A 13,119-nucleotide genomic window follows, 5' to 3' on the forward strand; every position below is an offset into this window, starting at 1 on the left:
TTAAAAATGCAGCTATCCCTGTTTTTCCGTCCCTATCAGATACCAGCCCATGAAGATATTTCCGTGTGTATTGACGTTGCACGTGCGGCTGATGAAGCGGGGCTGCATTCGATTACCTTTGGCGATCATCTTATGCTTGGCCCGGACACGTCCGGCTATCCTTATGGGAAGTTCCTTCACCGGTCTGAATCGGCTTGGCCAGAGCCATTGACGACATTGGCGGCGATGGGCGGTGTGACAAAGAATTTGATCCTATCGACAGGAATACTTCTTGCGCCGCTGCGGCCACCATTATTGCTCGCAAAGACGATTGCGACGCTCGATGCGTTGACCAAGGGCAGAGTTCAACTGGCTCTTGGGGTTGGTTGGCAGCGGGCTGAATATGAAGCGCAAGGTATTCCGTGGGAGGAACGTTATCGCCGGTTGGACGAAAATGTCACGGCATGCCGCGCAATATGGGGTGAGCAGCCGGTTGATTTTGAATCGGCCAACCTCAAATTGACCGATGCCTACTGTCTGCCGCGTCCGCATCAGGCCCGTATACCGATGCTGATGGGTTTAAAAATGACAGACAAAAACGCAATGCGTATGGCGCGGCTTGGTGATGGTTGGTGCCCAATGGGGCTGGACGAGCAGGGATTGCGCGAAGGCGTTAACCGGCTCGCTGAAGCGGTGAACGAGGTCGGCCGCGATATGGCCGATCAACATATTAAAGTCGGGCTGGGTAATGTCATGGGGGCAACGGGCAAGGCCGATGTTGCTCAAACATTGGAGGCTGCACCGGCATTTCTTGACGCCGGGGCAACAATCATCACCGTCACTGCCCCTGCCGCACCGGACAGTATGAGCGATATCTTTGACTTTATTGAACAAGCGGGCCGCTGGCGTCAGGATTTCTTGAGCAATGGTTAAATGCGCTCCCGCCCGACATAGAATGGCGGCCTAGCACATATCCAGAGCAGTTCTGAACCAAGCAGAGGAGAAAGCAGTTGCAGCCAATTACACCCGGTCTTGAGAAGACCGCGAAGGCGCAACCGGGTGCGCATCTGGCGTTAGGTCTTTTGTTCGCAATCGGGCTGGTGAATTATATCGACCGGGTTGCGATGAGCGTGCTGCAAGTACCGGTGAAAGCTGAACTATTATTAACCGATGAACAGATCGGTTTGTTGATGGGTTTTGCATTTTTCATTCCCTACACGGCGCTCTCAATTCCGATGGCGCGATTGGCGGACCGTAGTAACCGCAAGGCAATTCTAATCTTCGCATTAGTAATCTGGAGCGGGATGACATTTGCTGTCGGGCTTGCGGGCAGCTTTATCCTTCTGCTGTTTTTGCGCGTGGGCGTCGCGCTGGGGGAAGCGTGCTGCTTGCCAACATCTTATTCTCTGATCGCGGATTATTATCCGAAACAAACGCATGGCCGGGCGATAGCTATATTGGGATCGACATTCCCTTTGGGCAGTATGATTGGTCTGGTGCTGAGCGGTCATTTGGGGGTTGAGCTAGGCTGGCGCGGGGCATTTTTCGCGATTGGTGCTGTCGGGCTGTGCCTCGTGCCGATCCTGATGATCGGGTTGAAGGAGCCTGCACGGACCACGGACGGGGCGGGGCCGGCTGCTACTCCGAAACTGGCCGAGGCACTGCGCGATATATGGCGGCGTAAGGCCTTTCGCTATTGTATCTTGGGACTGGGCCTGCAGAGCATAGTGTCTATATCGATATTGACATGGGCGGCACCATTTTACAGCCGCAGTTTTGACCTTGATCTCGGTCAGGTCGCTATGTTGGTCGGCTTTGTCATGGCGGGCGCGGGTGCCGTCGGCACGCTGGGCGGCGGTGTTCTGGGTGATAGAATTGCTCGCCACCGTCCCAGCCGGCTGATGCTTTTTCCTGCACTCGCGGCAATCATTGCGACTCCTATAGCAATGCTTCAGTTTCTAACTGGCAATCTTGCTGTCTCAATCGTCGCGGCGCTTGTATCATCGGTTTTCGCAAATATTTACCTCGCGCCCTGCAATGCATTGATTCAGCGTCTGGCGCTTCCCGGAACACGGGCGTTGTCGGCCGCAGTCGGGGTTACTGCCGCTGCTATTCTAGGGGGCGGGCTTGGGCCATGGGGGGTTGGCAAGTTGAGTGATTATTTATCGGGCGTTACCGGTTCACCGGCCGATGGGCTGAGCTATGCAATTGCCATTTTCATGCTGGCCGGCATCCTGTCGGCCTATTTCTTCTGGTTATCGGCTCGCCATATGGATCGGGATTCCGGGTTTGGCGAAAAGGAACATAAAATATGACATTTACGGTTACAGATGAGAGGCTTGATACCGGAGGGTTGACACTTTCTGCCATTCAGGGCGAGCCGAGCGAACCCGCGCTAGCGACGATTATCGCGCTTCCGGGTGGCGGTTATAATTCAGCCTATTGGCACCATCCCTGCAATCGCAGAGGGTCCCTTGTCGAGTTGGGGGCGTCGCTGGGCTTTCGTGTTTTTTCGGTTGATCGGCCCGGCTATGGTGCAAGCAGCGCACTGTTCCCTGATGGCTGTCACCTTGATCGCCAGCTTAGCCTTATAGGTGGGTTAGTAGACGAGCTTTCTCGCGCACCCGGTGCGGGGGCAGGGGTTTTTCTGGTCGGTCATTCCATGGGCGGTATCGTCGCTTTGCGCGTCGCTGCGGAGCAACCGCACGGTTTGCTTGGCTTGGACGTGTCGGGTGTTCCGCTGCGTTTTTCGGAAAAGCTGGCAAGTGCAGTTTCCGCTAACTTGGATGGAGATGAGGCGCATAGTGCAGGCAAATCGGCTGCGGAGCTCTTCTATGGACCACCCGAAAGTTACGATGCCGCGCTGCTCCGTAAAGATGTCTCGCTTGTCCCGCCACCATCCACTGAACTTGCAGATTCCGTTGCTTGGCCCTCTCAGTTTTCGCAGACCGCCAGTGCAATAGAGGTTCCGGTTCGTATCACGCTGGGCGATCATGAGGCTGTTACAGAAACCGGCTGGCCTGCGCTACACGAGACGGCCGCCCTGTTCACCCGATCACCGCGCGTCGAAACCGCGTTGCAAGCACAGTCCGGGCACAATGTCAGTTTGCACTATATTGCACGTGCATTTCATCTGCGCGCGCTTGCCTTTTTTGAAGAAACGCTGGAGCTGAACAAGCAGTAAGACTAAGTGCACTTGACTAATTTGATAACAGAGTGCAATTTTCATTTTTAATCACGTGGAATTTTCCGCACGGCCCTTTGGCTGGTCGCCTGTGGTCGTGGCTCGGTTTACCGGACTCCTCCAAGGCACTTTGAGAATAAGAGATTTATGATGCTGAATACAAATACACGGACTGTCTTTGAACCCGAGCATGAGCTTTTTCGCGATCAGGTTCGTAAATTCCTTAAACAGGCGGCTGTCCCGCATCTTGATAGGTGGGAAGCCGAAGGCATTGTCGATCGTGATTTTTGGCTGGCATGCGGGGAAGCGGGCCTATTATGTCCAACGGTGCCCGAAGCTTATGGAGGGCTTGGTGCAGATTATCGCTATAATGCCATCATTGATGAAGAGCTGAGCTATATCGGCTGTTCCGCCGGGGTCGTCCTGCAATCTGATGTCGCGGTTGATTATCTTGTTGATTATGCTTCTCAGGAATTGCGTGAACGTTGGTTGCCACCGATGATCAGCGGGGAAGCCATCTCTGCGATTGCGATGACAGAGCCGGGGACCGGTTCTGATCTGCAAGGGATTAAAACAACCGCCCGGCGTGATGGTAGTGACTATATCGTCAACGGGTCGAAAACCTATATTACCAACGGGCAACATGCCGATATTATAATCGTGGTTGCCAAAACATCGGAAGAGGGCGGAGCAAAGGGCACGTCGTTGATTTTGGTGGAGGCGGATCGACCCGGTTTTGCGCGCGGGCGCAATCTTGACAAAATCGGGCAGCACGCCGCTGATACCTCCGAATTGTTTTTTGAGGACGTGCGCGTTCCGGCGTCCAATGTTTTGGGGGAAGAACATGCCGGGTTTCGTTATCTTATGGAACGGTTGCCGCAAGAACGGCTAAGTATCGCGGTGTGCGCGCAAGCCGCCGCACAGCGGGCACTGGATGAAGCGGTTGAATATACCAAGGGGCGCAAAGCATTTGGCACTACCATTTTTAATATGCAAAACACGCGTTTTTCATTGGCGGAGATGGCGACCGGACTACAAGTTGGCTGGGCTCATTTAGACTGGGCGCTCTCTCGCCATATTCGCGGTGAACTCAATGCTGTCGAAGCGTCGGCTGCGAAGCTGTACCATTCTGAACTGCAGGGTAAATGTTGTGACGCTGCGCTGCAATTGTTCGGTGGGGCGGGTTATATGAATGAATATATGATCGCGCGTATGTGGCGCGATGCCCGCGTTACGCGAATTTTTGGCGGGACTTCGGAAATCATGAAGGAAATCGTCGGTCGCTCGCTGTGATTTGGAGCAGCATGGTGCCCGCTGGAAGAGTTTGCGCAGTTTCACGAATAACCGAAACTACCCTCAACTTCATAAGTCTTGGCCAGCAAGTGACAAAATTGCACTGCGCATGCATTTTTGACTTGCGTTAAACTGCCGTTGCCTTTTGATATTGAATGGATCGTCTATAGGAGCGAATTATGAGCGGAAGATTGAACGGAAAAGTTGCGGTAATTACCGGCGGCGCCAGCGGTATCGGTGAGGCAACGGCACGCATGTTTTCAGCAGAAGGAGCACAGCTCGTCATTGCCGACATGGATGTTGCGGCTGGTGAAGCACTGGCCGCCGAACTGGGAGAAGCGGTTTTTTGTCGCACTGATGTGATGGTGGAGGATGATGTAGCCGCTGCGATTTTGGCCGCCACTCAGACATTTGGACAACTCGACTGCATGATTAACAATGCTGGATTTGTCGGGGCAGTTGGCTCTATCCGCGATACGCCTTACGAACATTGGCGGGCGACGTTGGCGGTAATGCTGGATGGTGTTTTCTTTGGATGTAAACATGCGGCGCTTGCCATGCGGGCATCATCAACCAAAGGTACAATCCTTAATACAGCAAGTGTAGCGGGGCTGCGTGGAGGATTTGGGGCGCATGCTTATTCCACCGCCAAACACGCAGTGATCGGGCTGACACGGTCCGTCGCATCGGAGCTTGCACCAGAGGGCGTACGCGTGAATGCGGTGGCCCCTGGCGCGGTGGTTACACCGTTGATCCAAAATTTAACCGGCGCGGATAATGACACGCTTCGCAAGCTGGCGGAAAAGGCATCCCCGCTTGGTCAGGCAATGTATCCGCGTGAAATTGCAGGTGCTTTCACATATCTCGCCAGTGACGATGCGGCGCATGTTACAGGTGAGGTAATTACTGTTGATGCGGGCGTGATGATGGCGCCCGAAGTGGCTGATTTCCATAAGGCCGATGCGGCCTTTCTTGGGCCGCAAGCTGCCCTCGACCGGATTGGTTAAGGGAACGGACGGATTTTGTGGATATGTGTAGCTCCAAGCGCCAGCTAATCAAAGCTTGACTAGAATCGATCAAAAAGCATATTAGCCAAAAGAATAACGTAGTGCAATTTTTGACGGTTGTGGCTGGCCTGCCAAAGGTTCGCTTTTTGAATATTAGCTAAATGGAGCATGAAACATGTTTGAGACGATAACCTATGAAGTACCGGCCGAACGTGTGACCCGGATATCGCTTAACCGGCCCGAAACGCGCAATGCACAGAATACGAAATTGCTTTATGAGCTGAACGACGCGTTCGACAAGGCTTCTGCGGATGATGATATTTCAGTTATCATTCTTGCGGCCAACGGCCCCCATTTCTCTGCGGGTCACGACTTACGCGAGCCAGACCCGATAGGCAGTCTCAAGGATTATGACACGGTTGGTACATGGTGTGGCTTTTCCTGCGATGGTGCGGAAGGCTGGATGGCGCGTGAAAAGGAGCTGTATCAGGGGCTGAGTGAGCGTTGGAGGAATATTCCTAAGCCTACTATCGCTCAGGTTCAGGGCAAATGTATCGCGGGTGGATTGATGCTGGTCTGGCCCTGCGACCTGATCATCGCGAGCGAAGATGCTTCGTTCTCTGATAATACTGTGTCGATGGGGATGACTGGCGTTGAGTTTTTCGGACACCCTTGGGAACTGGGCGCTCGCAAGGCTAAAGAGATGCTGTTTACCTCTGATTTTGTGTCTGCACAGGATGCCCATCGCCTAGGCATGGTCAATCAGGTTGTCCCTGCCGCTGACCTCGAGTCTTCCACGCTGGCTCTGGCCAGCCGGATAGCAGCCAAGCCGCTATTCGCGCTAAAACTGGCAAAAGAGTCTGTCAATGCCGCAGCGGACGCGCAGGGCCGTGTTTCGGCTATGCAGACTGCCTTTGCGCTTCATCAGCTTGGTCATAGCCACAATATGCAGGTGCACGGTCTGCCTATTGACCCGCGTGGTGCAGGTGGATTGGTAGAGGCACCTAAGAAATAGTAGGACAACCTATTATTCGATTGTTTTTAAACATTAAAATTACTGTATATCCGGCGCTAAGTCTGCGCCGGGCCGCATATGGAAACTCAGGAGTACAATAATGGCTGATTTAGAATTTGTAGCTGTAGAGCGCGACGGGCCGATCACAATTGTGACGCTGAACCGCCCGGAAGTAATGAATTCGCTCCATTCACCGGCGAATATGGAATTGGACCGTGTATTCAACGAGTTTACCGCTGATCCTGATCAATGGGTTGCGATTGTGACGGCTGCTGGAGAGCGGGCGTTTAGTGCAGGTAATGATCTCAAATATCAGGCGGCGGGTGGTGACATGACCATGCCAGACAGCGGCTTTGCCGGCCTGACTTCAAGGTTCGATTTGACCAAACCGATTATTGCGGCGGTGAACGGGCTAGCCATGGGAGGTGGTTTCGAAATCGCTCTTGCCTGTGACATTATTATAGCCTCTCAGGCTGCAACATTTTCTCTCCCCGAGCCGAATGTGGGGCTTGCCGCGCTGGGTGGCGGGTTACATCGTCTACCGCGCGCGATCGGGACGAAACGTGCTATGGACCTTATCCTCACCTCGCGCCGGGTGAGCGCTGAAGAGGGTAAAGAGCTTGGTTTTGTGAATTATGTAACCACGCCTAATGCGCTTATGGACACCGCGTTAGAAGTGGCAAAAACGATCGTGCGAGCCAGCCCGATGTCGATCCGTGCTTCAAAAGAAGCGGTTTCGCTTGGTTTGGAAGACACGCTAGACGGCGCCATCAAGAAGCAGTGGGATTATCCTGCCATGGGCGCTCTGTTTGCTTCGGAAGATTTAATCGAAGGACCAGCGGCTTTTGCAGAAAAACGTCCGCCGCAGTGGAAGGGCCGCTAGAACCACTTTCGGCCAGTGCGGCGGTGCCGTCTGGATTGGAAATAGTAATGGATTTACAGGAATAATATGCAAACCTCGCTACTTCTAGAAATGGCCGCTGATGGCATGGCGGACCGTGTCGCAATTGGCGGCGCGGATGGTAATTTGAGTTATGCTGAGCTTGCCGAACAGGCACGCGGCGGCGCTGCGTTTTTGGTGGAACAGACCGGGACGAAGACGGTTTTCATCGGGCTGAATGGCGCCGCTATGCCGGTTGCGCTGTTTGCCAGCGGCATAGCAGGGAAACCTTTTACTCCGCTGAACTATCGGCTCGCCGATGCGGATTTGCAACGGCTGCTTGAACGCACGGCGCCCGCTATCGCGATTGTAGATGCAGATATGATGCCGCGCGTAGCCGGAACCGAAGGCATTATTTTTATAGATAGTGAGGATTTCTTATCAGTGTGCCGCGAAAAGGCCGCTGCAGGGGCTGAGGTCCCGTTCACAGATGAAGAAATTGCAGTATTGCTGTTTACTAGCGGTACGACCGGCGACCCTAAGGCGGCGGTACTGCGCCACACCAATTTGACATCCTATGTCATTTCCAGCGTAGAATTTATGGGTGCGGGTGAGGATGAAGCGGCACTGGTCAGTGTTCCGCCATATCATATTGCCGGAATTTCTGCTGTCCTGACGGGCGTTTATAGCGGCAGACGGATTGTCTATTTGCCGAATTTTACGCCGGAAGCATGGGTTGATGCGGCGGCAAGTGAGAAGATTAGTCACGCGATGGTCGTGCCGACTATGCTAGGCCGCGTGCTGGACCTGATTGAACAGCGCGGTGAAGATTTGCCTCATTTGCGCGCTTTGTCTTATGGCGGTGGGCGCATGCCCCAATCGGTTATCGAGCGCGCCTTGCACTTGTTGCCGCATGTTAATTTCGTGAATGCTTATGGTTTGACGGAGACAAGTTCGACAATCGCCGTGCTTGGCCCAGATGATCACCGCACCGCCCATTTGTCTGATGACCCTGCCGTAAAGCAGCGGCTTGGTTCGGTAGGTCAGGCTTTGCCTGCGGTCGAACTGGAAGTTCGCAAGCCCGATGGAACCCGCTGTCCACCGCACCACACAGGCGAAGTGCATGTGCGCGGAGACCAGATCGCTGGCGAATATATGGGGCAGAGCATGCTTGATGCCAATGGCTGGTTTCCGACCAAGGATTCGGGCTTTCTCGATGAAGAGGGCTATCTCTTTATCGATGGACGTCTAGATGATGTGATCGTACGCGGAGGCGAAAATATTTCTCCCGGAGAGATAGAAGATATTCTGCGTACTCACCCCGGTGTGCGCGACGTTGCTGTGTTGGGCTTGCCTGATGTTCAGTGGGGCGAAAAGGTTGCGGCGGTTATCGTTCCATCCGATCCGGCCCCGAGCATTGTCGAATTAGCTGATTGGGTAAAAACTCGCCTGCGATCAACGAAGACACCGGAAATGTGGGACTTTCGTTCCGAACTTCCTTATAATGAAACCGGTAAGTTGCTGCGGCGTGTGTTGAAGGCCGAGCTTACGGAGAACGGAACGGCGTGATCGCCATCATGGACTAATACTGCATGCCGTACGAAACCCCTCCGATTGCGATGCCGGCGTGCTGAACCACGGCTTTGTACCAGAGCTGGCTGTTTACAATTGAATCGAAACTTTCACTTTCCTACGGCCCGGGAACGCCCCGAGCCGAGTATCAACGATTCATGCTGGTTTCTATCGGCCCTACCAAGGGATACTAGCGTTCCGCCGCTTCTTCGGGTCCCTCAAAAATCTCCCAAAATTTGTGAATATTTAGAACGCTAACATTCTAGCACTTGATCGCTGATAAGATCGCCTCTATGGATAAGATGGTAGCATGCTAAAGATATTGATTGGGCCTTGGCATAGGTTTTCGCTTGCCCGCCCGCCCGTATGTTTTGGCATACCACCGAAAAAAATAAGTTAGGGAGAGAGAATATGCAATTTAGACGAGTTTGGGCGGCTGCCTGTGCGGGTGTGTCCGTCATAGCAATTCAGGGTGCCGCTTACGCGCAGAATACGCCGGATAGCGCCAGTGCTGATGCCGAAAAGGCGTTTGCAGGCGATATTATCGTCACCGCTAACAAGCGTGAGGAAAGCCTGAGCAAGGTCGGTCAGACCATTACCGCCATATCGGGTGCAATGCTCGCGGATCGCAAGATATCAAGTTTAGACGATATCGCTGCGGCGGTTCCGGGGCTGAGCTATGCTCCCAGTGCAGGTGCAACCCCAATTTTGACGTTACGTGGTATTGGCTTCAATGAACAGTCGCTGGGCGTTTATCCTGCCGTCAGTTCATATGTTGATGAGGTACCGCTGGCCTTTCCCGTAATGACTTTACACGCCGCCTTCGACCTTGAGCGTATCGAAGTTCTGAAAGGTCCGCAGGGCACTCTATTTGGCCAAAATGCGACCGGCGGCGCGATCAACTTTGTCGCTGCAAAGCCGACCAATACTTGGCAGGCCGGCGGCGATATTAGCTATGGCCGGTTCAACACCGTAGAAGGCAATGCCTTCGTTAGCGGCCCTGTCAGTGACAATGCGGGTGTCCGGTTGGCGGTTACCGGTTTGAATTCGGATGACTGGCAGAAAAGTGTAACCCGCCGGGATACAAATGGCTCCAAGTCTTATGTCGCAGGACGCTTCCTGTTCGAGTTTGAACCTTCGGACTCTGCTCGGTTCTTGCTGAACATTAACGGATTTAAGGATAAATCCGATCCTCAAGCGCAGCAGTCGATTGCTTTTCGGCCGTCCAGTTCCTCCGCTGCAATCCAGCAAGCGGTGATTGACAATTATACGAATGGGATCAACTTTGCACCCAATAATGCAAGAGCGGCCGACTGGACTGGGACGACATTTGATCCAGCACTAGGCACTCCTGCCGGGGGAGGTGCGATTGTCCCTGGTTCGGCACCATTGGTGGATTTCTCACCATTTAGTGACCGCAAGTTTGTGCAGGCTTCATTGCGGGCAGATGTGGACCTGACCGACGAGATCACGATCACGTCGCTGACATCCTATAGCGACTATGACCAGCTTCAAAATGTCAGCACCAGCGGTACGGAATATCTTCAGAGCAACATTGTAGATCAGACTGGCCGGATAAAATCGTTCAACCAGGAATTGCGTATCGCTAACGATAATGCTGAACGCTTACGCTGGCTTGTCGGTTTTAATTATGAGGATAGCAAAACTGACGAGGATTATCTCGTTCGTTTCACGCACACGGCATACCGGGCCGGTACAATGTTTATTAATGCCCCGGCGGTCCATACCTATCAGGATATTCGCAATTATGCGCTCTTTGGAAATGCCGAATTCAGCGTGAATGATCGGGTCGTCCTGAAAGGTGGTATCCGTTATACTAATTCTCGCAACAAAGCAGAGCTTTGCAATACTACCATTCCGGGCGGTAATGTGGATCTTTTCTTTAACTTCCTTGGCAATGCGGTTGGTGGTGGCACGCCATTTACGCCGGTTGGGCCGGATGATTGTTATTCGCTCAACGAACAAAATGTCCCGATCGGGGTGCCGGTTTTCGCGACGCTAGAGGAAGACAATATTTCATGGCGAGGGGGCGTGGATTTTCAGGTTAATTCGGATCTGCTGCTATACGCTAATGTGTCGCGCGGCTATAAGGCGGGTAGTTTTCCGTCGTTGACGGCCTCAAATATTGCCGCGTTTTCGCCGGTAAATCAGGAAGTGCTTACTGCCTATGAAGGAGGCGTGAAAGCCAAGTTCATGGACGGGCGCGGCTCGGTTAACGGCGCTGTCTTCTATTATGACTATAAGGACAAGCAGGTTCGCGGCAAGCTATCGGACATTATCTTCAATCAGCTTGATGCATTGATCAATGTTCCCAAGTCACGGGTGTTCGGGATCGAAGCAGACGTAACCATCCGCCCTGTTGACGGTCTGACCGTGTCTGCTGCAGCCACTTATCTTGATTCCAAGATCACAGACTATACGGCCATCAATGTCGTGGGGGTAACAAATTTCGATCACTCCGGCGCTACGCTGCCCTTTACGCCGAAATTGTCGGGTACTTTCAATGTCGATTACCGCGCGGAAACATCAGGAGGGGGTACGCCGTTCGTCGGCTTCACAATAAGTGCTCGTTCCAAAGCGGATTCGGTGATCGCGGCGAGAGAGATCGACTATTTCAATACGACCGGTTCCTATGCCAAGCCGGGTGTCGATTGCGTATTCTGTATCAAAGGCTATGCGACCGTCGATGCCCGTCTGGGCTATGAAGCCGAAGATGGCCGCTGGAAGGTTATGGCTTGGGGCAAGAATATCCTGGATAAATATTACTGGACTTCGGTTCATCAGTCGTATGATGGCGCGTCCCGGTTTGCGGGCATGCCGGCAACCTATGGTGTGACCTTTGGGTTCAAATTTGATTGATAGGCAAGAACGCCCGGCCATAAAGGTCGGGCGTATGCTTTGTTCTGGCTGCTACGATGCCCTCATGGTGGCGATGGATGCGTTACGTCGGGTTTGATGTGACGTCGATATAGACGGTGGGTTGGAAAGTCATGGGTACAGGGTCGCGCTACTAGGTTCCTGAACCAAATCCAGGATGAGGAATCGGGTGTGGTTTGACCGGATGTGTCAACGCACCGCAAAAAAATGCTTTCCTACATGCGCCGCTTTATGCGTTAATCCGCGCCATGAAAAACCACCCACACTCCCAATCCGACCCGCGCAGTGACGCTGTCAAAAACTGCAGTAAGCCGGGAACGGACAGTTTTGTCGCTATATGGGATTCCATATTGGGCGTGCAAAATACACCCCCACCAAAGGTCACACTCGAAACGGTGTTTCAGCGTATCCGCATGGGCCGATACCGCCCCGTGATGCGCGGCGGGCGCTATATCGGGACGCTTAAAACCCTTGCAATAGGGCGCTTTGGTGCCCTTATCGCATCTCGATCGGATGGCTTCCACCGGGCGACGAGATGGGCCACGGCGCGAAAAATAAGAGCAAAGAAAAAGGGGCTTCGGTGTGAACTAGGGATGGTGTCGTGTGGCGTTAGATTTTTCCTTTCCTTTTCATTCCATGCCGCCTCGGTTCGTCATCCTGAACTTGTTTCAGGATCTATCCTCCCAGCCCCACGAGATCCTGAAACAAGTTCAGGATGACGAGAGGACGGTTCAGGATGACGAGAATGGAGAGTGACCGCAAAAGCTCAAATCCCAAAGCCGATGAACATCGACGCCACAATCGCGTCACTATCCGTTCATATTTCAAATTGTAAAACCCGGTCACATTATAAAAATAAATGGGAAGTTTAATATGCGTAACATACTGATGTCACTCGCCGCCGCTTCGTTGGTTGTTCCTGCGGGCGCTATGCTGACCGCTCCGACAGCCGTCGCCAAAAGCAAACATCACCACCGCTATGATAAACATGGCCGCTATGCCGAGCCCGTGGCGCTTGGTCGCAATGACCGGATTTGGCGCGGGAAAGACGGGCGTTATCACTGCAAGCGTGACAATGGCACGACCGGCCTGATCATCGGCGGCGCAGTTGGTGCGCTGCTCGGGCGGGAACTTGATGGCGGACAGGACCGGACTGTGGGCACGTTATTGGGCGCAGCAGGCGGCGCGCTATTGGGCCGCGAAATTGATCGCGGCGGGATGAAGTGCCGCTAACGCAAGTGGGGGCTGGCCGCTCCTGTCAATGCGATTGAAATAACATGGGTTGCGGGGA

The 13,119-nt window shown here is 53.4% G+C and carries 10 protein-coding genes; all 10 read left to right on the top strand.

The window, feature by feature from the left end; all coding sequences use genetic code 11:
• The first annotated feature begins 6 nt into the window (after nucleotides 1-6).
• Entirely contained in the window at nucleotides 7-912 is a 906-nt protein-coding gene (locus V7676_RS08020) for a TIGR03619 family F420-dependent LLM class oxidoreductase (protein ID WP_335659168.1), read from the top strand.
• A gap of 77 nt (nucleotides 913-989) precedes the next feature.
• Nucleotides 990-2,294: a spinster family MFS transporter gene (locus V7676_RS08025; protein WP_335659169.1), complete on the top strand. Its 1,305-nt coding sequence runs from the start codon at nucleotides 990-992 to the stop codon at nucleotides 2,292-2,294.
• Nucleotides 2,291-3,163 (top strand): alpha/beta hydrolase, encoded by an 873-nt coding sequence (locus V7676_RS08030; RefSeq protein ID WP_335659170.1) that lies wholly within the window; start codon nucleotides 2,291-2,293, stop codon nucleotides 3,161-3,163. The genes V7676_RS08025 and V7676_RS08030 overlap by 4 nt, the downstream gene beginning before the upstream one ends.
• A 150-nt stretch (nucleotides 3,164-3,313) precedes the next feature.
• Nucleotides 3,314-4,456 (top strand): acyl-CoA dehydrogenase family protein, encoded by a 1,143-nt coding sequence (locus tag V7676_RS08035; RefSeq protein ID WP_335659540.1) that lies wholly within the window; start codon nucleotides 3,314-3,316, stop codon nucleotides 4,454-4,456.
• 179 nt (nucleotides 4,457-4,635) lie between these two features.
• The gene (locus V7676_RS08040) at nucleotides 4,636-5,463 is read left to right on the top strand and encodes a glucose 1-dehydrogenase (protein ID WP_335659172.1); all 828 of its coding nucleotides are present in this window, start codon (nucleotides 4,636-4,638) and stop codon (nucleotides 5,461-5,463) included.
• 175 nt (nucleotides 5,464-5,638) lie between these two features.
• The gene (locus V7676_RS08045; RefSeq protein ID WP_335659174.1) at nucleotides 5,639-6,478 is read left to right on the top strand and encodes an enoyl-CoA hydratase; all 840 of its coding nucleotides are present in this window, start codon (nucleotides 5,639-5,641) and stop codon (nucleotides 6,476-6,478) included.
• 100 nt (nucleotides 6,479-6,578) lie between these two features.
• Entirely contained in the window at nucleotides 6,579-7,361 is a 783-nt protein-coding gene (locus tag V7676_RS08050) for an enoyl-CoA hydratase-related protein (protein WP_335659175.1), read from the top strand.
• A 66-nt stretch (nucleotides 7,362-7,427) separates the two neighbouring features.
• Nucleotides 7,428-8,927, top strand: coding sequence for a class I adenylate-forming enzyme family protein (locus V7676_RS08055; RefSeq protein ID WP_335659177.1), 1,500 nt, complete (start codon nucleotides 7,428-7,430; stop codon nucleotides 8,925-8,927).
• A gap of 414 nt (nucleotides 8,928-9,341) precedes the next feature.
• Complete coding sequence (locus tag V7676_RS08060) at nucleotides 9,342-11,810, top strand: TonB-dependent receptor (protein ID WP_335659179.1); 2,469 nt, start codon at nucleotides 9,342-9,344, stop codon at nucleotides 11,808-11,810.
• 891 nt (nucleotides 11,811-12,701) lie between these two features.
• Nucleotides 12,702-13,061: a glycine zipper 2TM domain-containing protein gene (locus V7676_RS08065; protein ID WP_442955418.1), complete on the top strand. Its 360-nt coding sequence runs from the start codon at nucleotides 12,702-12,704 to the stop codon at nucleotides 13,059-13,061.
• Nucleotides 13,062-13,119 lie beyond the last annotated feature (58 nt).

It is taken from the genome of Parasphingorhabdus sp. (genome assembly GCF_036963805.1).
Lineage (GTDB): Bacteria > Pseudomonadota > Alphaproteobacteria > Sphingomonadales > Sphingomonadaceae > Parasphingorhabdus.

Excerpts from the sequence above, each read along its gene's own strand:
- V7676_RS08065 (WP_442955418.1), top strand. The coding sequence starts at position 12,702 with ATGCGTAACATACTGATGTCACTCGCCGCCGCTTCGTTGGTTGTTCCT.
- V7676_RS08055 (WP_335659177.1), top strand. The coding sequence starts at position 7,428 with ATGCAAACCTCGCTACTTCTAGAAATGGCCGCTGATGGCATGGCGGAC.
- V7676_RS08035 (WP_335659540.1), top strand. The coding sequence starts at position 3,314 with ATGCTGAATACAAATACACGGACTGTCTTTGAACCCGAGCATGAGCTT.
- V7676_RS08060 (WP_335659179.1), top strand. The coding sequence starts at position 9,342 with ATGCAATTTAGACGAGTTTGGGCGGCTGCCTGTGCGGGTGTGTCCGTC.
- V7676_RS08030 (WP_335659170.1), top strand. The coding sequence starts at position 2,291 with ATGACATTTACGGTTACAGATGAGAGGCTTGATACCGGAGGGTTGACA.
- V7676_RS08050 (WP_335659175.1), top strand. The coding sequence starts at position 6,579 with ATGGCTGATTTAGAATTTGTAGCTGTAGAGCGCGACGGGCCGATCACA.
- V7676_RS08040 (WP_335659172.1), top strand. The coding sequence starts at position 4,636 with ATGAGCGGAAGATTGAACGGAAAAGTTGCGGTAATTACCGGCGGCGCC.
- V7676_RS08020 (WP_335659168.1), top strand. The coding sequence starts at position 7 with ATGCAGCTATCCCTGTTTTTCCGTCCCTATCAGATACCAGCCCATGAA.
- V7676_RS08045 (WP_335659174.1), top strand. The coding sequence starts at position 5,639 with ATGTTTGAGACGATAACCTATGAAGTACCGGCCGAACGTGTGACCCGG.